The 20696-nt window shown below is 66.4% G+C and carries 16 protein-coding genes and 1 pseudogene; 9 read left to right on the top strand and 8 right to left on the bottom strand.

All coding sequences use genetic code 11. The features are described from left to right. Nucleotides 1-22 precede the first annotated feature (22 nt). From GOACH_RS15300 to GOACH_RS15290, 3 genes and pseudogenes are all read left to right on the top strand, one after another. Nucleotides 23-628 (top strand): annotated as a pseudogene (locus GOACH_RS15300) (HNH endonuclease signature motif containing protein); the annotation flags it as partial. Nucleotides 629-900: 272 nt separating this feature from the next. Next, a complete protein-coding gene (locus GOACH_RS15295) occupies nucleotides 901-1404 on the top strand; it encodes a MarR family winged helix-turn-helix transcriptional regulator (protein WP_040518890.1) in 504 nt (167 codons plus the stop codon). Between the two features lie 383 nt (nucleotides 1405-1787). Beyond that, the gene (locus GOACH_RS15290) at nucleotides 1788-3473 is read left to right on the top strand and encodes an MDR family MFS transporter (protein WP_005176481.1); all 1686 of its coding nucleotides are present in this window, start codon (nucleotides 1788-1790) and stop codon (nucleotides 3471-3473) included. A 145-nt stretch (nucleotides 3474-3618) separates the two neighbouring features. On the opposite strand, the gene nadC is transcribed toward GOACH_RS15290, so the two are convergent. Next, nucleotides 3619-4515 (bottom strand): carboxylating nicotinate-nucleotide diphosphorylase, encoded by an 897-nt coding sequence (gene nadC / locus GOACH_RS15285; protein WP_085950621.1) that lies wholly within the window; start codon nucleotides 4513-4515, stop codon nucleotides 3619-3621. Between the two features lie 4 nt (nucleotides 4516-4519). After that, the gene (gene nadA, locus GOACH_RS15280) at nucleotides 4520-5578 is read right to left on the bottom strand and encodes a quinolinate synthase NadA (RefSeq protein WP_005176468.1); all 1059 of its coding nucleotides are present in this window, start codon (nucleotides 5576-5578) and stop codon (nucleotides 4520-4522) included. 227 nt (nucleotides 5579-5805) lie between these two features. On the opposite strand from nadA, the gene GOACH_RS15275 reads away from it, so the two are divergent. Both GOACH_RS15275 and GOACH_RS15270 read left to right on the top strand, forming a co-directional pair. Continuing rightward, nucleotides 5806-6318 carry a helix-turn-helix transcriptional regulator gene (locus GOACH_RS15275; protein WP_005176464.1) on the top strand — a complete coding sequence of 171 codons (513 nt, stop codon included), beginning with the start codon at nucleotides 5806-5808 and terminating at the stop codon, nucleotides 6316-6318. Between the two features lie 80 nt (nucleotides 6319-6398). Further along, on the top strand, nucleotides 6399-7151 hold the full coding sequence (locus GOACH_RS15270) for an NUDIX hydrolase (RefSeq protein ID WP_005176454.1): 753 nt from the start codon (nucleotides 6399-6401) through the stop codon (nucleotides 7149-7151). Here the strand turns inward: GOACH_RS15270 and GOACH_RS15265 are convergent. From GOACH_RS15265 to GOACH_RS15240, 6 genes are all read right to left on the bottom strand, one after another. Next, nucleotides 7135-7761, bottom strand: a complete 627-nt coding sequence (locus tag GOACH_RS15265) for a DUF2567 domain-containing protein (RefSeq protein WP_157227757.1) — start codon at nucleotides 7759-7761, stop codon at nucleotides 7135-7137. The two genes, GOACH_RS15270 and GOACH_RS15265, sit on opposite strands and share 17 nt — an antisense overlap. After that, entirely contained in the window at nucleotides 7761-8036 is a 276-nt protein-coding gene (bsaP, locus tag GOACH_RS15260; protein WP_052004021.1) for a biotin synthase auxiliary protein BsaP, read from the bottom strand. Before bsaP ends, GOACH_RS15265 begins: the two co-directional genes overlap by 1 nt. Nucleotides 8037-8148: 112 nt before the next feature. Beyond that, entirely contained in the window at nucleotides 8149-9207 is a 1059-nt protein-coding gene (gene bioB, locus GOACH_RS15255) for a biotin synthase BioB (RefSeq protein WP_005176446.1), read from the bottom strand. Next, nucleotides 9204-9956, bottom strand: a complete 753-nt coding sequence (bioD, locus tag GOACH_RS15250) for a dethiobiotin synthase (protein ID WP_005176444.1) — start codon at nucleotides 9954-9956, stop codon at nucleotides 9204-9206. Before bioD ends, bioB begins: the two co-directional genes overlap by 4 nt. Continuing rightward, a complete protein-coding gene (locus GOACH_RS15245) occupies nucleotides 9953-11191 on the bottom strand; it encodes an 8-amino-7-oxononanoate synthase (RefSeq protein WP_005176442.1) in 1239 nt (412 codons plus the stop codon). The genes bioD and GOACH_RS15245 overlap by 4 nt, the downstream gene beginning before the upstream one ends. Then, a complete protein-coding gene (locus GOACH_RS15240) occupies nucleotides 11188-12489 on the bottom strand; it encodes an adenosylmethionine--8-amino-7-oxononanoate transaminase (protein WP_005176441.1) in 1302 nt (433 codons plus the stop codon). The genes GOACH_RS15245 and GOACH_RS15240 overlap by 4 nt, the downstream gene beginning before the upstream one ends. Nucleotides 12490-12595: 106 nt before the next feature. Here GOACH_RS15240 and GOACH_RS15235 point away from each other — a divergent pair, with 106 nt between their 5' ends. The 4 genes from GOACH_RS15235 (at nucleotide 12596) to treY (ending at nucleotide 20679) form a co-directional block, all read left to right on the top strand. Then, entirely contained in the window at nucleotides 12596-13162 is a 567-nt protein-coding gene (locus GOACH_RS15235) for a TetR/AcrR family transcriptional regulator (RefSeq protein ID WP_005176439.1), read from the top strand. A gap of 163 nt (nucleotides 13163-13325) precedes the next feature. Beyond that, nucleotides 13326-15527: an acyltransferase family protein gene (locus tag GOACH_RS15230; RefSeq protein WP_052004031.1), complete on the top strand. Its 2202-nt coding sequence runs from the start codon at nucleotides 13326-13328 to the stop codon at nucleotides 15525-15527. A 128-nt stretch (nucleotides 15528-15655) separates the two neighbouring features. After that, complete coding sequence (gene glgX, locus GOACH_RS15225; RefSeq protein WP_005176437.1) at nucleotides 15656-18340, top strand: glycogen debranching protein GlgX; 2685 nt, start codon at nucleotides 15656-15658, stop codon at nucleotides 18338-18340. Next, a complete protein-coding gene (gene treY / locus GOACH_RS15220) occupies nucleotides 18337-20679 on the top strand; it encodes a malto-oligosyltrehalose synthase (protein WP_005176436.1) in 2343 nt (780 codons plus the stop codon). The genes glgX and treY overlap by 4 nt, the downstream gene beginning before the upstream one ends. Nucleotides 20680-20696: the final 17 nt, after the last annotated feature.

Here is a 20696-nt window from a genome sequence, read left to right as displayed (position 1 = left end):
ATCTTGACAAGCTCAACGGTTGGCGTCACAGGGACAACGGTTGGCGTCGTTCGCGTCGGCGGGTGGGCGGATGTGTTCGGCACCCGGTTGTACCCAACCAGCCAGCCGGGTGGCGATGCACCACGCCGCCAAGGACTGGGCCCAGGGTGGGCGCACCGACATCGACCAACTGGTACCGGCGTGCGATGTGCACAACAACCGGGTCGGACCCAAGGCCGGCCAGTACACGACCCGCATCATCACCGACGGCCCCGACACCGGACGCGTCGCCTGGCGGTTGAACACCGCTCCCGGCATGCCACCCAATCCTGAACACATCAACCGCGCCGCTGACGTCGCCACCGACTTCCGCGACCACCTCGCCACCACGAGCACCGCGAGCACCGCGAGCACCGACCACGCGACAGACGACACGATGGCGTCAGTCACCCGACTCGTCCCTCGCGACACACACGGCGCACCGCCAACCAGCGTGATCGACCATCGACTACATACCCTGCTCGGCGCTATGACTGCGTCGGATCACCACGACCGCGACACACGCGACCGTGACAACCGCGTCGACATCACCTGGCACCCGCCCCGCCACCCCGACCACGGCCACGACCCCGACCCACTCGCAGCCTGACCCAACTCGCAGCCTGACCGCCACCGGGCCGAGCGGGCGAGAATCACCAGCACTGCTCACCCCGCCACCACACCAGGTGGCGGGGCGGAAGTGCTGGCAGCCCAGGAGCGGGTTGCTGGAAAGGCGAGGCGTACCAACGGAGGGCTTCGAATCCGGAGCCGGGAAGGAACGCGCGGTACTGTGTGCCGCATCATCCGTCGAACCACGAGGAACAGGACCAGCCGCAGATGGGCGACGCTCGCTCCGATCACCCCGTGAACACCGATCACCCCGTGAACACCGATAAGACTGCGGACACCGATCGCCCGCTGGACCCCGATCTCTCCGACGACCCGATCAGCGCTCTCGAAAACGGTTTCGCTGATCTCATGCGCCAGGGTCGCATCCGACTCCGCACGCGCGCTCGCGCCATCGACCCGCACCTCGACCCGTCGAACTACCCCCTCATCGCGATGCTCGCCCACGCCGATGGCCCGCTCCCCGTCTCCACGCTCGTCTCACAACTCGGTCTCGAGAAGTCGACGGTGAGCAGACAGATCGACGCCATCGTCCGGCTCGGGCTCGCGCAACGACGTGCCGACCCGCACGACGCGCGCGCACGTCAGGTGTCGCTGACACCCGCCGGTCGCCAGCGCGTCGAGCGTGTCACGGCGGCCGCGGTCGCCGACTGGCGTGCGCGGCTGTCGGAGTGGGATCCCGACGAGATCCGAACGCTGACCCTGCTGCTCAATCGGCTGCTCGTCGACGACGCGGAGTTCGACACCGATCCGGACTAGCGGTCACCCACGCGCCCATCACCTCGCGCCAGTGGCCACTCACCACATCCGCCGATCAACCGCAGCCGCCGATCAACCGCAGCCGCCGATCACCACAGCGACCGGCGTCACAGCGAAGATCTACGCAGGCCCGGGAATACTCAAGATAGTTGCGCGTTACAACTATCGATGGTTATAGTTGCGGTATTCAACTAACTGGTGTGGATGCCGAATCTGTACCAGCCAGTCGGTCGGCTATCTCAGCCCTATCCCGAACTCTCTCCCGTGCGGCGGACCGCGCGGGACCAGCCACTACTGCAGGAGGTTCTCCCATGTCGCGATCCGCAACGCGGAACTCGGCGCAGTCCGCCACGCGGGAGGTCACTCCCGTAGCGGATGCACCGATGACGCATCGACAGAAACTCGAAGCACTCATCGGCCTGCTCCTCGGAATGTTCGTCGCGTTCCTCTCGTCGACGATCGTTTCCAACGCACTGCCGGTCATCATCACGGACCTGCACGGAACCCAGGGTCAGTACACCTGGGTGGTGACCGCCACACTGTTGGCGTCCACGGCGACCACTCCCCTCTGGGGCAAACTCTCCGACCTGATCAGCAAGAAGATTCTGGTCCAGGCGTCGCTCACCCTGTTCACACTCGGTTCGATCCTGGCCGGTCTCTCCCAGTCGGTCGGAATGCTGATCGGCTTCCGCGTGATCCAGGGTCTCGGCCTCGGTGGCCTACAGGCGCTGGTCGTGATCGTGATCGCGTCGATGTTCAGCCCGCGTGAGCGTGGCCGTTACCAGGGTCCGATCGCCGCGGTGATGTCGATCGCGACCGTCGCCGGACCGCTGATCGGCGGCGTCATCGTCGACACCAGCTGGCTCGGCTGGCGCTGGACCTTCTACGTCTGCGTCCCACTCGCTGTCATTGCTCTGCTCGTGATCCAGCGGACACTCAATCTCCCGACAGTCCGCAAGAACGTCCACATCGACTACCTCGGCGCCTTCCTGATCGCCGCGGGTGTGAGCACCATCCTCATCTGGGTCACCCTCGCAGGCGACAGCTTCGGCTGGACCTCGGGGATGTCGTTCGGCCTCGTCGCTCTCGGCGTGGTCCTGATCGCAGTCGCACTGTTCGTCGAGTCGCGGGCCAAGGACCCGATCATCCCGCTGCGCCTCTTCCGCGACCGCACCATCGCCCTGGCCACCCTCGCCAGCGTCTCGGTGGGTGTCGCACTCTTCGGCGGTGCAGTGTTCCTCGGTCAGTACTTCCAGATCGCCCGCGGCCACTCCCCGACCGCGGCCGGACTGTTAATGCTGCCGATGATCCTGGGCTCGATGATCGCGGCCACCGTGTCCGGCGCCCTGATCACCCGCTTCGGTCGGTGGAAGGCGTACCTGGTCGCCGGTGCGGCGATGATGACACTAGGCTTCGGCCTGCTGTCGACGATCGACGCCCACACCGACATGGTTGTCATCGGAGCGTTCCTGTTCATCCTGGGCCTCGGCATGGGTATGACGATGCAGAACCTCGTGCTCGCGGTTCAGAACAACGTCTCCCCCGACGATCTCGGATCGGCGACCTCGACGGTCACCTTCTTCCGGTCGCTCGGCGGCGCTGCAGGCGTCTCGGTTCTCGGCGCAGTTCTGGCAACGCACGTGACCGATCTGATCGCCAAGGGACTGAACGCCCTCGGTATCAACCCGTCACAGACCGGCGGTACGGAAGCCGGATTGTCGAACCTGAACGACCTGCCCAAGCCCATCGCCGACATCGTTCGCGGCGCCTACGGCGACGGCACGGCACGTATCTTCCTCATCGCGGGGATCATGGCCGCCATCAGCTTCGTCGCGATCCTCTTCATCAAGGAGGTCGCACTCAAGACGCAGAGCTTCGACGACCAGCGCGCCGCAGCCGCTCGCGAGGAGATCGTCGAGGCCTCCGCTCCGGCAGCCGCAGGCATCCAGTCGGTCGACCTCGACGAGGAGTTCGCCGATCTCGTCGAGCGCACCGATGTGGCGGAGCCGACCGTCGCCGTCCACGGAGACACCGGCGTCGGCCACGGTCGTCACGAACGATCCGAGTGATCCTGGCATCGTGACCACGGCGCGGTACCGACCGAAGTCGTTGGCCGAAAACATAATTCAATAGCAGGCGTCGAACACGACGCGCTGAACACACTGTGGCCCACAGGCTTCGACCCGTGAGCCACAGTGCTGTGCGGGTGTCGGCTCAGAGCGGGATGTCGAGACCGAGATCGAGCGCGGTCACCGAATGCGTCAGTGCCCCAACCGCCAGATAGTCGACGCCGGTGCGGGCGTAGTCGGCGGCCTGGTCGATCGTGAGACCGCCAGATGATTCGAGCTTGGTCTGCGGCGATCGGTTGTTCCGTCGGGATACCGCCATCTGGGTGGCCCAGAGCTCGAAGTTGTCGAGCAGCACGAGTTGGGGTGCGAGTGCCAGCACTTCGTCGAGCTGTTCGAGCGAGTCCACTTCCACCTCGACCGGCAGGTCGGGGGCGGCCGCACGTACCGCTGTCAGTGCCGCGCTCACGGAGCCTGCCGCCGCGACGTGGTTGTCCTTGACCAACGCGGCGTCACCGAGTCCCATGCGGTGGTTCACACCGCCACCTGCGCGCACAGCGTATTTCTGCAGATACCGCATCCCGGGCAGTGTCTTGCGTGAATCGCGAATCCTCGCGTCGGTTCCTGCCACCGCGTCGACCCAGCGCGCTGTCGCGGTGGCGATCCCCGACAGGTGACACACCAGATTGAGCGCTGTTCGCTCGGCCGTGAGCAAGGCTGCAGTCGGCGCGCGCAGAGCGAGGACGACGTCGCCAGGGGCAATCCGCGTGCCGTCGGCCACCGATGCTGTCACCTCGTAGGCTCCCACGCCGACCACCTCGTCGAGGACTGCCAGCACCGCAGGGAGTCCCGCGATCACGCCGTCGGCGCGGCTGACGATTGCGGCGTCGACCGTGGCATTCGGCGCAACCGTTGCGGCGCTCGTGACGTCGGGGCCGTAGCGGAGATCCTCGTCGAGCGCGGTCCGGATCAGGATGCGCACCTCGTCGGTGACGACGAGGTCGAGTTGCTCGGCCGCCTCCTGCTGGCCGACGAACGCGCTCACCGAGTCACTCACCCGACCCGGGATTGCCGATCGCGATCATCCGCTCGACACTCTGACGTGCACGCTCGGCGACGTCGTCGGCGACGAACACCTCATCGCGGCCCTCACGGAGCGCGCGCAGCAATGCCGCGGGCGTGATCATTTTCATGTAGGGGCACGACGCGCGATCGTTGACCGCCTGGAAGTCGATTCCCGGCGCAGCCTTGCGCAGCTGGTGCAGCATGCCGATCTCCGTCGCCACGAGGACCTGCTTGGCTCCGGTCTGCCGCGCTGCATCGATCATTCCGCCGGTCGAGAGGATCTTCACACGGTCGTCGGGAACCGCTCCCTCGCCCGCCAGATAGAGCGCCGACGTGGCACAACCGCACTCCGGGTGGATGAACAGGTCGGCATCGGGATGGGCGTTTGCCTGTTCGGTGAGTTCGTCGCCGTTGATCCCCGCGTGGACGTGGCATTCGCCCGCCCAGATGTGGATGTTGTCGCGGCCCGTCTCGCGCTTGACGTGCGCACCGAGAAACTGGTCCGGAAGGAACAGCACGTCGCGCTCCTGGTCGATCGACGCCACAACATCGACAGCGTTGGACGAGGTGCAACAGATGTCGGTGAGACCCTTCACCTCCGCAGTGGTGTTGACGTAGGAGACGACGACCGCGTCGGGATAGTCCGCCTTCCACGCGCGGAGGTCGTCAGCGGTGATGGAATCTGCCAGCGAGCATCCGGCCCTCGCATCGGGGATGAGTACACGCTTGTCCGGGCTCAGGATCTTCGCGGTCTCCGCCATGAAATGGACACCGCAGAAGACGATCTCGTCGGAGTCGACCTCCGCAGCGATACGGGACAACGCGAGAGAGTCGCCGACGTGGTCTGCAACATCCTGAATCGCGGGTAATTCATAGTTATGCGCGAGTATGGTTGCGTTGCGCGCACGCGCTAGTCGACGAACCTCCTCTGCCCACGCCGCGGTCGGTTCCACGCCGGTGAATCCACCGGGACCGTCCGTCCACACCGCACTGGTCAGGACAGGTTCGGGGACTGCTACCGGGCGGTCGCTCGTGATACTCATGGTTCACTCCTTCAGCCTGCGACCGGAGAACGCGGTTCGTGCTCCGAGACAGGTTTTCGACTGTCGGTCGAAAACACCTTGATCGTAGCATCACGCCCGGTCGGTACCGTCGGTACTCCGATTCGAGTAGCGCACTACGCGTTTGCACGGTCGCCTGCGGCAATAGCGTCGAAGAGGTCAGCGACAACACCGCCACTGCTCGACGAGAATCACAGGAGATAACCTCGATGACCTCCACGATTGGCCCCCGCGCCGGTGAAGACACCCCTGCCGCACCACCCGCCCCGATGGCTATCGCACCCTCGATTCCCACCCGTAGATCATCGTTCTCCACGCCTCTCGAGGCGGTCCGACGCCGCCAGGAGGCTCTCGAACGCCTCGCGGCACGACGCATCGTGACGCCGCCGTCGACCCCTCGACGCACGGCCGACGTCACCCAACTACGCCCGGTGGCGGCGTCTTCGACGACCCCGACCATGCAGCTCGCGCCGACAGGCGACGAGCCCGTTCACCCCCGCGTACCCCTGACGACCCGCGAGGTCGAGGTCTTGCGTACCTGGCTGCTCACCGATTCCAAGTCGGTCGCGGCATCGCGTTTGGTGATCTCGGTCGGCACCGTCAACACCCATCTGGCCCGCATCCGCACGAAGTACGCCGACGCCGGCCGCCCCGCGCGCACCAAGGCGTCGCTGGTCGCGCGCGCGATCCAGGACGGCTTGATCAGCCTCGACGAGCTCTGAGCGCACCGACATCTGCTCTCCGGACCCACGCGGAGCGCGCCTGGACGCCCGATCACCGGGCGCGCCCTAGAATCGACCGCATGCCCGCGCCGATTCCCGACAGTTCCGATGTCGCCGTCGCGCAGCAATCGGGCCGGCCACGCTCGGATGCCGATGGAACGGCGGCAGTCGAGGTCCTCAGCGCGGTCTTCCAGGTGCGCCGCCCGGCGCCCGACGTCGATCCGCAACTGTGCGTGTTGCTATGGCGGCAGCATGCCGACGGGCCGCATGCTCTTCCCGGCGGTGAGGTCGATGAGGACGAAAGCCTGTCGGAGACCGCCAGACGCCAGCTCGCAGAGACAATGGACATCCGGAAGGTCGCCCACCTCGAGCAACTCTCGGTGTTCTCGTCGCCCCACCGGGTACCCGGTCGTCGAACTATCGCATCGACGTATCTCGGCCTCGTCCCCACGGATGCACCGGCGCAACTACCCGAAGCCGCGTTGTGGCAACCGGTGGACTCACTCGGTGCCCTCGCGTACGACCACGCCGACATCATCGCCGCGGCACGCCGTCGGCTCGCAGGCAAGCTCTCGTACACCAACATCGCCTTCGCGCTGGCCCCGTCGCGGTTCCCGATGTCGGAACTCTCCGAGATCTATTGCGCCGCACTGGGTTATCCGGTCGACACCACCAATTTGCTGCGCATCCTCAGTCGACGTGGAGTTGTCGTCGCCACCGGAACCGTCGGAAAGACCGGACGGTCGGGCGGGCGCCCCCCGGCCCTGTATGCCTTTGCCGACAATGAACTGCGCGTGACCGACGAGTTCGCGACGCTCAAACCCCCGCCGTGACCGACGGGGCGACGACCTCGTCGACGCCATCGCCGACGCCCAGGTCGGCGTCGCTGGTCGCAAGAGCACACACCAGATAGACGAGGCTCACCGTCAACGGCGCGCAAATGACGAGGATCCACGGCGCCGAGAATCCGTTGCGCGTCGCGCCGTCGAGCAGAAGATCGGGAACGACGCGAAATGTCTGCCCCACCGAGACGTCGTGTGGATCGGGGAAGTGCACGTGCGCAACCCACGTGCCGACGACACCGGCGATCGCGGTGCCGACCGCCGTCGACACGAAGGCCACCCCATACCCGATGAGTCCTCGCCAGTATCGGGCGGCGAACCATGCGAGGACGGCCGCGACCGCCCCGTAAGCGAGCATCCAGAACGCGAAGACCGCGACACCCGCGAATTCCTCGCCAAGTTGTTCCGACGGCACCGCAGCACCCTCCGGCGTCACCGTACCGGTCATCGCAGGCGTCGTCACCGCCCAGGCCACGCCGAACACCGCACCCAGCAGCGCAACGACGACGCCGACGGCGGCAATCGGCGCAGGAGAATGCTGCCGCCGTACCTGCATACGAAAACCGGGTTCTCCCGAGACGCCCGCATATCGCTGCGACATCATCGTCGACCCAGTTCCGACGAGTCGACGACGCCGTGGCGTGAGCATCGGGCGTCCCATCCGTCCGGGCGCACCTGCACGACCATCCGCCTCCCGCACTGACCGCAGAACCTCGGCGGTTCGAGACCGAGTCGTGCTGCCTGCGGCACGGCGTCGGGGGACTGCAGATCCAGTGCGATGCCGGTGTAGACGCCGAACCGGCACGGTTGATCGAGTGGGCCGGGGATGTCGACGGCGCTTCTTCCGCAGGCGTCGACGGTCGGCGTCGGGGTCATCGGCGTCCTCTCCACACTTGGCTCATCGGAAACCCGCGGGTCGTCGGACATTCACGGGTCATCACAGTCGAGTATGCACGGGCCGATCCACCGTCTGCTCGCACGCTCGAACTCAGATGCTGTCGTTGAGTGCCTTGATGGGCATCGACAGATCGTCGAGAAGATCGAGATCGTCCTCGGCGGGTCTGCCGAGCGTGGTCAGGTAGTTGCCGACGATGACCGCGTTGATGCCACCGAGGATGCCCTGCTTGGCGCCGAGGTCTCCCAGCGTGATCTCCCGGCCGCCCGCGAATCGCAGAATTGTCCGTGGCAGTGCGAGACGGAACGCAGCCACGGCCTTGAGCGCCTCGGACGCGGGCAGCACGTCGAGGTCACCGAAGGGCGTTCCCGGTCGGGGGTTGAGGAAGTTGAGTGGCACCTCGTCGGGTTCGAGTGCCGCCAGATCGGCAGCGAACTCGGCGCGCTGTTCCAGGCTCTCCCCCATGCCGAGGATCCCGCCGCAACACACCTCCATACCCGCGTCACGCACCATGCGCAGCGTGTCCCAGCGCTCCTCCCAGGTGTGCGTGGTGACCACGTTCGGGAAGTGACTGCGTGCGGTCTCGAGATTGTGGTTGTAGCGGTGAACACCCATGTCCCGCAACTGATCCACCTGCTCCTGCGTCAGCATGCCCAGGCTGCAGGCGATCTGGATGTCGACCTCGTTGCGGATCGCCTCGATCCCTGCGGCGACCTGTGAAAGCAACCGCTTGTCGGGTCCGCGGACGGCCGCCACGATGCAGAACTCGGTGGCACCGGTCTTCGCCGTCTGCTTGGCGGCCTCCACCAACGACGGGATGTCGATCCACGCGCTGCGGACCGGCGAGGCGAACAACCCCGACTGCGAGCAGAAGTGACAATCCTCCGGGCAGCCGCCGGTCTTGAGCGAGATGATGCCCTCCACCTCGACCTCCGGCCCGCACCAGCGCATCCGGACGTCGTGGGCGATCTGTAGAAGTTCGGTGAGCCGCTCGTCGGGCAGCCGGAGCACCTCGAGAACCTGGTCGCGGTCGAGCGGCTCACCGCGGTCGAGAACCTGCGCGCGCGCGACGTCGAGGATGTCGGTCGAGCCGTCGGGCGTCGTCTGCGCGGCGCTCGAGTCGGTCGTCGTGTCTACGGGGGCCTGTGTCATGCGTGAACTCCTTCGATGGGCTGATCGGCGGTGAGGTCCCCAGCCAGGGGACGGGCGTGAAGAGTCGCGAGGAAGTCGCGATCGAACCAGGTGGACGCTGCGCCACGAAACCGATCGGGTGCGAGAAGCCCTGCCCCTTCGGGAACAACGCCGACAACCGGCACGCCTGTGAGCCTGGGCAGGTCGGTGCGGTTGCATCGCGTGGCGAGGTCGGGGTCGGGCGGCCATGAGCCGATGACCAGACCAGCGGGACGAATTCCGCTGGCGCGCAGGGCGTCGACGGTCAGCTCGGCGTGATTGAGCGCACCGAGCCCCGGCGCGACCACGACGAGCGCGTCCGCCCCGACCGCGGAGGCCACGTCGAGTGCGGTCAGGTCATCACCGAGCCGCACCATCACTCCGCCCGCACCCTCGACGATGGTCAGCTCGTGCATCGAGGTGAGCGCTGCGACGGCCTCGACGACAGTCGTGAGATCGAGCACGGGGAGCCCAGCACGGTGCGCAGCCGTCTCCGGTGCCAGGGGTTCGGGGTACCGCGCGCACTCGACGATGTCGGTGACACCCGCGAGATGGGCAACGATCGCGAGATCGCCCGGCTCGCCGGCCCCGACACCGGTCTGTGCTGGTTTGCACACTCCGACGCCCAGCCCAGCCTCATCGGCTGCTGCGGCGAGCGCGGAGGTCACTATCGTCTTTCCGACGTCGGTCGACGTCCCGGTGACGAACAGAACCCGACCGTGCTGGTTCATCGTGCACCCCCACCGGACTCGAGCGCCTCACCGACGACGTTCGCGGCCCGGTCCAGGGTCGCGTCATCGAGATCAGCGCGAACGGTCAGTCGCAGTCGCGAGGTGCCCGGCGGGACGGACGGTGGCCGGAAGCACCCGACCAGTACTCCCCTGTCCCGACACCGCGCGGCGGCGTCGACAGCGGGTTGCGGCTCGCCGACGATGCGTGAGATCACCGCGGCGGAGGGCGCCGGCGCACCAAGGCTGTGAGCCATCCGGGCGGCGTTGTGGCGCAGCCGGTCCGGCAATTCCGGGTGGGCACGCAACACAGCAAGTGCCGCGTGCGCCGCGCCCACCGCTGCCGGGTTCAGCCCGGTGTCGAAGATGAAGGTGCGCGCGACGTCGACGAGATGCTCACGGACGGCGTGCGTGGCGAGCACCACCCCGCCCTGCGACCCCAGCGACTTGGAGCACACGCTCGTGACAACGAGATCAGGAGCACCCGACAACCCGACCTCGGCCACCAGCCCGCGGCCGCCGGGGCCACGCACACCGAGTGCGTGCGCTTCATCGACGAGCAACGCTGCCGAATGCTCGCGAGCGGCGCGATAGAGACCCGCGATGGGTGCGGGTTCTCCGTCGACCGAGTAGACCGAATCGGTGACCACGAGGGCACGCGCTTCGGGACGATCGCGAAGTGCTGCTGCGACGGCGTCGACGTCGCCGCGGTCGACCACCACCACTCGCGCTCGCGACAGCCGGCACCCGTCGATCAGCGAGGCGTGGGTTCCGGTGTCGGACACGATGAGATCGCCGCGGCCCGCAAGTGCGGTGACGGTACCGACATTCGCCAGATAGCCGGACGAAAAGCACAGTGCCGCATCGAAACCCATGAAGTCGGCGATGTCGTCCTCGAAGTCGGTGTGCAACCGCGTGGTGCCCGCGACGAGACGTGAGGCGCCCGACCCCGCGCCGAAGACGTCGAGCGCGGCATGGGCACCCGCGAGCACCGCCGGGTGTGTGGACAGCCCGAGGTAATCGTTGGACGCGAGGTTGAGCATGGGCACGTCGGCCTCGCGGACGAACGGGACACGATGCAGCCCGGCCGACGTGCGCGCCGCGGCGGCGGCGTCGAGCCAGTCCAGTGCCGATTCGTCCCCGAGGGCTCCGTCGAGCGCGCCCCCCGGCCGACGGTCGCGCTGCACGGCGACGTCGCCGAGCGATTCCGTGTACCGGACGCCCATCTCCGGGGTCATCGGGCACCTCCGACGCCGGTCAGCTGCGCACATGAGGCCATGGTCGCCGCGGTGATCCCGGTGCAGATGGCCGCCACGTCGGCATCGGTGCACACGAACGGGGGCATCGTGTAGATCAGGTTCCGGAAGGGCCGCAGCCAGACCCCGGCTGCTACCGCCGCATCGGTCGCCGCGCCGACGTCGACCTCGTTGTCGAGTTCGACGACGCCGATCGCGCCACAGGTCCGCACATCACGGACGCCGGGAACGTCGGCCAGCGGGGCGAGGTTCCGGGACAGCATCGCGGAGATGTCTGAGACGCGGCGTCGCCACGGGCCGTCGAGCAACAGTTCGGTCGATGCCACCGCGATCGCACACGCGAGCGGATTGGCCATGAATGTGGGACCGTGCGCCAGCCCGCCTGCTTCGCCCGCGCTGATGGTCTCAGCGATCGCCTCAGTGCACAGGGTTGCCGCGAGTGTGAGATACCCACCGGTCAACGCCTTCCCGACACACATGATGTCGGGCGAGACGCGCGCGTGGTCGGCAGCGAACACCTCGCCGGTACGCCCGAATCCGGTCGCGATCTCGTCGAGGATCAGCAGGACGTCACACTCGTCGCAGATCCGGCGCAGCTCCCCGAGGTACGCCGGGTCGTGAAAGCGCATACCGCCCGCACCCTGAACCACCGGTTCGACGATGACCGCGGCCAACTCGTCGCGATGTGCGAGGATCGCAGCCTGCATCTCGTCGACGTAGTCGGGATCGAACTCGGCGGGTGGGGCGGGCATGAAAACCTGGTCGGCGAGGACTCCGCGCCACATCGCGTGCATGCCGCCCTCGGGATCGCAGACGCTCATCGGGGTGAAGGTGTCGCCGTGATATCCGCCGCGCCAGGTCGCAAGGCGCGTGCGCTCAGGGCGACCGCGACTGCGCCAGAACTGCAGTGCCATCTTCACCGCGACCTCCACCGAGACCGAGCCCGAATCGCAGAAGAACACCTTCTGCAGCGGGGCTGGTGTGATCTCGACGAGCAACTGCGCGAGCCTGGCAGCCGGCTCGTGGGTCAGCCCGCCGAACATCACGTGGCTCATCGACGCGAGCTGGTCACGTGCCGCCGCGTCGAGCACCGGGTGGCGGTAACCGTGGATGGCCGCCCACCACGAACTCATCCCGTCGACGACCTCACTGCCGTCGGCGAGGGTCAACCGCACCCCCTCGGCCCCACGCACGACGCGTGCGTGCGTCGACGACGGGAGAGCGCCGTACGGGTGCCAGATGTGCATCGCGTCGACGCGGCTGATGTCGGCGGTATCCATGTGGCGCGATCCTCCTCACCGGTGTCGTATGGCCCTGGACACTGTCCAGGTTCCTGAACACTGTACAGGTGCGTGACAGTTCGAGGGACCCCGATACCCTGTCGCGGTGAGCAACAACCGCGCCGACATCCTGCGCGCCGCGCGCGGCATCCTGACCGATCACAGCCTCGCCGACCTCTCCATGCGCAGACTTGCGAGCGAGGTCGGGGTACGCCCCAATGCGTTGTACTGGCATTTCCCCAACAAGCAGTCGCTGCTCGCTGCGTTGGCCGATGACATCCTCGGCGACATCGACGCCTCGGATCCCGATCGGCCGTGGGACGCAAGGCTCGCCGACATCGCCGTGGGCATGCGCGCAGCGCTGCTCGCCGTCCCCGACAGTGCAGAGGTGGTTTCCTCCGCCTGGGCCAGCGGGTTGGCCACTCGCGCCGTCGCCGACGACCTCACCGACGTCGCGTCCTCGGCAGGACTCACGTCGCGCGATGCCCAGGGCGTCGCAACGGCGATCTGCCAGCTCATCATCGGGCTGACGATCGAAGAGCAGACCCGAGCGCAGATGGAACGACTCGGAGTCACCGGCCCCTCCGGTCGCGACTTCGCCGCGGAATTCGACGATGCGCTCGGCGTGCTCGTCGACGGCGCCCGGCAGCGGGCACGGACACCGGATCACTGAGGACACCTGCGCACCCCGTGTGTCGACCCGCTGGAATGGGTTTTTCTCTGGGCGGGCGGGTAGCCTCCTACGCGGAGTACGGCTTCCGCCGTCCACCGTGCGCGCGTGGATCGGTCACCGCCGGCTCACCCCAGCCCCCGACACGGAAGCACGCACGACCGACGTGGCAGCCCCAACCCAAGCGGTGACGATCTCTGCTCGGCACGAGCCCGTCCCACCCCTTCCCGCGTATCGCACCGATCTCGACGGCCTGCGCGGGATCGCGATCATGCTGGTGGCCTGCTTCCACATCTGGTTCGGCAGGGTCTCCGGCGGCGTCGACGTGTTCCTGGCCCTGTCAGGCTACTTTTTCATCGGCTCGCTGGTGCGGCACGCGATCAACAGTCAGGCCACGCACGTCACGTTCATCGAGGCGCTCAATCCGTGGCCGCGTCTCAAGCGACTGCTCCGACGACTGCTTCCGGCGCTGTTCACCGTGCTCATCGCAGTCGCGATCCTGACCGTCGTCGTACTTCCGCAGACCCGCTGGCTCAATATCGGACGCGAGTTGCGCGCGTCCGCGCTGTACTACCAGAACTGGTATCTCGCGCTGAATTCGCAGGACTACCTCGCGGCGAGTTCGGCGAATAGTCCGCTGCAGCACATCTGGTCGATGTCGGTGCAGGGCCAGTTCTTCGTCGGCCTGCTGTTCGCTGCGGTCATCGCTGCGGGCACCATCAAACTGCTCTCGACGATCATCCGGCCGATCGCGCGACCGGCGACCATTCGCCTTCTCGTCGGCCTCTGCCTCCTGGCGGTCGCCGCGGTGTCGTTCTACTGGGCGCACATGCGCATGGGCGTCAACCAGCAGTGGAACTATTACGACACGCTCTCGCGATTGTGGGAGCCCCTGGCCGGTGGCCTACTCGCCATCTGGCTGCCTCGCTGGCGCGTCCCGCACTGGTTGCGCAACGTCGCGGCGCTCGCGGCGCTCGTCCTGATCATCACCTGTGGCTGGTGGATCGACGGCGTCGACTCGTATCCGGGTCCGTGGGCTCTGGTACCGGTGGGTTCGACGCTTGTCATCATCTGGGCCGGCGCCACCGCGCTCGAGCGTCCACGCGCACGGCACAATGCGATCGACCAATCACAGCCTGCGGTCAACCGCGCACTCGCCAGCCGGGTACCGGTGTGGCTCGGCACCATCGCCTACTCGCTCTATCTCTGGCACTGGCCGCTGCTGATCTTCTATCTGACCTGGCGCGGCAAAGACCACGCCAACGTCGTGGAGGGCGTCGGACTGCTGGCGGTGTCGATCGCGCTGGCGTGGCTCACCAAGCGCTACGTCGAGGACCCGCTCCGAGGCGGCGATCGTTCGAAACTCGCGCGCGGAGATCGGCAGGGTCGCCGCCGCTGGCTCAGCTACACCTCGGTCGCGACGACGGTGCTGGTCGTCGCGTCGATCGTGGTCGCCGTCGGCGTGAACCTGTGGGATCGTCATGTCGCGAACACGGTGGTCAACACCGCGAATCTCGACCCGCACTCCTACCCGGGCGCGCGGGCTCTGCTGAATGGCTGGCCGGTCCCCGCGCTCGATCCGCAACCGACTCCCCTGGCCGTGCTCGGCGACTTCCCCGAGACCTCGACCCAGGGCTTCATGAGTTCGTTCGAGGACCCGGAGATCCACGTGGGTGTCTATGGCGACCGGAACGCCACGCGCACGATTGCACTTGCTGGAGGCTCGCATGCCGAGTTCTGGATCACCGCGCTCGACGAATTGGGCAAGCGCAATCACTTCAAGGTGACGACATACCTGAAGATGGGCTGCCCGTTGTCGACAGAACTGGTGCCCAAGCAGCGGGGTGTTCCGTATCCGCAGTGTCATGACTGGGTACAACGCGTGATGGCGAAGGTGATCGCCGACAAACCCGACGCCGTGTTCACCAATTCGACCCGCCCGCGCGATTATCAGCCCGGGGACTGGATGCCCGACGACTACAAGCCGATCTTCGGCCAGTTCATGGATGCGGGCATCCCGGTTCTCGGTATGCGCGACACCCCGTGGCCGATGGGCCCCACAGGGGCCCTCGACACCCCGACGTGCCTGTCCAACGGCGGAACCGCATCCGAATGCGGCTCCGATCGCGCGCGGGTTCTGTCCCCGACCGATCCTGCGCTGCCGTTTGCACAGGGCAAACCACTCTTCCACCCGCTCGACGTCTCGAATGGCATCTGCACCCCGTCGGAATGTCCGGCAGTGGTCGGCAACATCATCGTCTACAAGGATTGGCATCACCTGAGCGCGACATACGTGCGGAGTCTGACCGACGAAGTAGGCCGGCAGATCGAGCAGGCCCTGCCCTGGACCGGACCGTCGCACCCCTGATCAACGCGCACCGTGGTCGTACAGGCACCGACAGATCTCACAATGATCTTCGTGTGCCGAGCGTGACTCCGAGATGAAGACGGCCGTCATCGCCGCTAGGGTCAACACATGACTCCGAAAAGGCGGGCATGACGGTTCCGCCGAGCGGCGATGCCCGCAACGACGCCGCCACTCGCGATACCACTGCCACTGCCGACACACCACAACACGAGCCAGCGCCGGGCGTTGACGCACGCAGTGAGGGAAAGACCGCCGACTCGACAACGGCGACGCCGCCCACGCCACCGTCAGACGCGACCCCGTGGTTGCTCCCCGACACCGAGGAGCAGGCCGATGCTCTCGTCGTTCCCGAACCCGAGGCCATCCCGGTCTGGCCGGGAACCCCGTACCCGCTCGGCGCTACGTACGACGGTGTGGGAACGAACTTCTCGCTCTTCTCCGAAGTGGCCGAGGCCGTCGATCTGTGCCTGATCGACAGAGACGGGCACGAGCGTCGCATCCGTCTCGATGAGGTCGACGGCTACTGCTGGCACTGCTACCTCCCCAATATCGGCCCGGGACAGTTCTACGGATACCGCATCCACGGCCCGTACGATCCCGTCAACGGGCTGCGATGTGATCCGTCCAAGCTGCTCCTCGACCCCTACGGCAAGGCGTTCCACGGGGATTTCGACGGCGACGAGTCGCTGTTCTCGTACGCGATGGCCGCCCCGGAACCCGAGGACTCCGAGGAGCCCGACGCACCCGCGGGCAACGCATCCTCGGGCGATGAGTCCCCCATCGATGCTCCCCCTGTTGTCGCGGCCGAGCAGTCGTTGCGTGCGACCGGCGATCCATCGACCGACGACTATGAGACATCCTCGGCCACGATTGCGGCCGCTCCTGAGCCCGAGACGACAACCGATGACACGCAGGCCGGCGACGACACGTCGTCGGCCACCGAACCCGGTCCGCAGGGATCAGATGCCGACGTCGAGGCAGCCCCCGTCGTCGAGGATGCCGACACCGAGACGTTCGAGCCCGTCGACGACGACTCGGCGGCTCAGTCACCGTCGATGCCGCAGCTCGATTCGCTCGGCCACACGATGCTCTCCGTGGTCATCAACCCGTACTTCGACTGGCAGCACGATCGCTCTCCGCGACGCCCCTACCACCAGACGGTCATCTACGAAGCCCATGTCAAGGGCATGACCGCAACCCACCCCGACATCCCCGAGCAGCTACGCGGCACCTACGCGGGTCTCGCCCATCCGGTGATCATCGACCATCTGAAGTCACTGGGAATAACGGCGATCGAGCTCATGCCGGTGCACCAGTTCATGCAGGATTTTGTGCTGCGCGACAAGGGTTTACGCAACTACTGGGGTTACAACACCTTCGGCTTCTTCGCGCCACATCTCGAGTACGCGTCCAATCCGGATCAACCGGCCGCTGCCGTGACCGAGTTCAAGGCGATGGTGCGCGAGTTCCACAACGCGGGAATCGAGGTCATCCTCGACGTGGTCTACAACCACACCGCCGAAGGCAATCACCTCGGGCCGACCATCTGTTTCCGCGGCATCGACAACGGCGCCTACTACCGCCTCGTCGACGGTCAGCCGGAGATGTACATGGACTACACGGGAACCGGCAACAGCCTCAACGGACGCCACCCACACACGCTTCAGCTGATCATGGATTCGCTGCGCTACTGGGTGCTCGAGATGCACGTCGACGGTTTCCGGTTCGATCTCGCGTCGACGCTCGCACGCGAGCTACACGACGTCGACCGCCTCTCCGCCTTCTTCGATCTGGTGCAACAGGATCCGGTGGTCAGTCAGGTCAAGCTCATCGCCGAGCCGTGGGACATCGGCGAGGGCGGCTATCAGGTGGGCAACTTCCCGCCGCTGTGGACGGAGTGGAACGGCAAGTACCGCGACACCGTGCGCGACTACTGGCGTGGCGAGCCCGCGACGTTGGGCGAGTTCGCGTCTCGTCTCACCGGGTCGTCGGACCTTTACGAATCAACCGGCCGACGGCCATCGGCGAGTATCAACTTCGTCATCGCCCACGACGGCTTCACATTACGAGACCTCGTGTCCTACAACGAGAAACACAACATGGCCAACGGCGAGGACAACCGCGACGGCGAAAGCCACAACCGGTCGTGGAACTGCGGTGTCGAGGGCCCCACCGACGATCCCGAGGTCAACGAACTGCGCGCGCGCCAGCAGCGCAACATCCTTGCCACCATGTTCCTGTCCCAGGGCACTCCAATGCTGGCCCATGGCGACGAGATCGGCCGCACCCAGCAGGGCAACAACAACGTCTACTGTCAGGACTCGCCACTCTCGTGGATGGATTGGTCCCTGGCGGAGAAGAATTCGGACCTTCTCGAATTCACCCGCAAGGCCATCGACCTACGGACCAAGCATCCGGTGTTCCGCCGTCGACGATTCTTCGCGGGGAAGCCGATCCGCTGGGGACAGGACATGCTCGACATCGTGTGGCTGACCCCGTCCGGCGAGGCGATGACGACAGCCGACTGGGACAGCGGGTTCGGCAAGAGCCTCGCGGTCTTCCTCAACGGCAACGGCATCGCGGAGAAGAACGAGCGAGGCGAACTCATCTCCGATGACAGCTTCATGATCTGCTTCAACGCGCACTACGAGGACATCGAGTTCACTCTGGCGTCCGAGCGTCTCGGCCACGAGTGGGAGGGTGTACTCGACACCACGCACCCGCAGGGTGACTCCGCCATCGATTCGGCGCCGTGCGGAAGCACCGTCACGATCGGCGCCCGTTCACTCCTCGTCCTGCGCACGCTGACATGAGTACGAGCGATCGCCGCCACCTGATCGCCACCTACCGGGTACAACTGACACCGGATTTCGACTTCGAGGCCACAATCGGCATCCTCGACCACCTGGTGGAACTGGGGATCAGCCATATCTATCTGTCGCCGATCGGTACCGCCATGCCCGGCTCGACGCACGGCTATGACTGGGTGCCACCTCCGCAGGTGGCACCGGCCCTCGGTGGCCTCGACGGCCTCCGCGCACTGCGAAGCGCGTCGGCTGCGCGAGGTCTGGGACTCATCATCGACATCGTGCCCAACCACACGGGAGTTGCCGAGGTTCTGCGCAATCCGTGGTTCGCCGACCTGCTGCGGCACGGCCCCGGCTCACGGTACGCGAGCTATTTCGACGTCGACTTCTCGTCGGAGAACGGCTGCGACGGAAAGATTGCGATTCCGGTCGTAGCCTCCGACGGCGACCTGTCGCCGTTGAGCGTCGACACCCACGGTGTGCTGCGCTACTACGACCACGAGTTCCCCACCGCCCCGGGAACACTCGGTGGGAGCGCGAGCGATGTCCATGCGCGACAACACTATCGACTGGTTCCATGGGACAGCGGACTGATCGGCTACCGCCGCTTCTTCACGGTCAACGAGCTCGCAGGGCTTCGACAGGAGGACGATCAGGTCTACCGCGCGACGCAAACCTGGATCGACGAACTCGTCGACGCCGAGCTCATTGACGGGGTACGGGTGGATCATCCGGACGGACTCTGGCAACCGATGGCCTACCTTGACAGGTTACGCAGTGACATCGGCTCCGACTCGCTGCTCTACATCGAAAAGATCCTCGCGGCCGACGAGCAACTCGAACCCAGCCTGCCGGTCGACGGAACCACCGGATACGACCAGATGCGGGTCATCGACGCGGTGTTCACGGCACCGTCGGGCGTCGTCGAACTCGACGAGATCCATCTGCGCGTCACCGGCGTGCCGGGTGATTCGCACTGGCTCGGAGAGCAAGAACGCCAACGCAAGCTGCAGACGCTGCACGACAAGTTCGCCAGCGAGCACCGGCGACTCGTTCGCGCGATCACCCACTCGGATCCCGCCGCCGACACCGCCGCTGTTTCCGAGGCGACCGCCGAACTCATCGCCGCTTTGCCCGTGTATCGCGCCGACTACCCGTCGCTGCGCCAGCTGCTGATCACCACTGCCCTCGACATAGCCGAGCGCAGACCAGATCTCGTGGCGGCGATCGACGTCGTCATCAGTGCAACTGCACACGAGGGAGCCGCCAGTTCGCGGCTGGCACAGACCGGCGGGGCGGTGACCGCGAAGAGCATCGAGGACAGCCTCTTCTATCGGACAGCACGACTCGTCTCGACGCTCGAAGTGGGCGCCGACCCCGCCGACCCCACCATGAGTCTGCAGAACTTCCACATCCACAACCGGTTACGAGCTGCGCAGTGGCCTCGTGCGATGACGGCAACGAGCACCCATGACACCAAGCGCAGCGAGGACGTGCGCGCCCGGATCGCACTGCTCGCCCAGGTGCCCGAGCGGTGGTCGTTACTCGTCGACGAGTTGTGGTCGAACTGGCCACCCCCCGACGACCTCACCGGATACTTCTTGTTGCAGAACATCGTTGGTGTCTGGCCGATCGGCGACCCGCCCGGCAGCGGTGCGGTCGACGACGAGCTTCGCGGGCGCCTCTACGAGTACGCACGCAAGGCGACGCGGGAGGCCGAGCTCCACACGTCGTGGACCGACGTCAACGAGAAATTCGAGAGCCAGATCGACGCCTGGATCGACGAGATCACGAATGGCGCTGCCGCCGAGTCGATCTCACGTTTCGTCTCACGCATCGCCTCCGCATGGGGACAGGAGGCGTTGGCGCGCAAAGCGATTGCACTCCTGTGCCCGGGCGTGCCAGACATCTATCAGGGCACGCAGTGGTGGGATGACTCGCTCGTCGACCCCGACAACCGACGCCCGGTCGACTACGACCGCTCGCTGGATCACCCCAAGGCGAGGCTGGTGCGCGCGGCGCTTTCGGTACGAACAACGCACCCCACGGCGTTCCGCCCGGGCAGCAGCTATCTGCCGCTGTATGCCGACGGCCCCGGCGCGGACCACGTCATCGCGTTCGGCCGAGGCGTCGGCGACGTCGCCGACGTGATCGTCGTATCGGCGCGGTTCACCCACAGTCTCGTCGACGACGCGACGGTAACCTTTCTCGATCTACCCTCCGGCACCTGGCGCGATGTGTTGTCGGGCAAGGTGTACCGCGATGTCGCCGACCTCGGCGAGCTGCGCGCCGAGAATCCGGTGGCGATCCTCGTGCGCGCCGAGGCCACGGCTGCGAGGCCGTGACCGGGTCCACCGGCGTC

The organism is Gordonia aichiensis NBRC 108223 (genome assembly GCF_000332975.1).
In the GTDB taxonomy this organism is placed as follows: domain Bacteria; phylum Actinomycetota; class Actinomycetes; order Mycobacteriales; family Mycobacteriaceae; genus Gordonia; species Gordonia aichiensis.
This window is presented reverse-complemented; position numbering and strand designations above follow the sequence as displayed.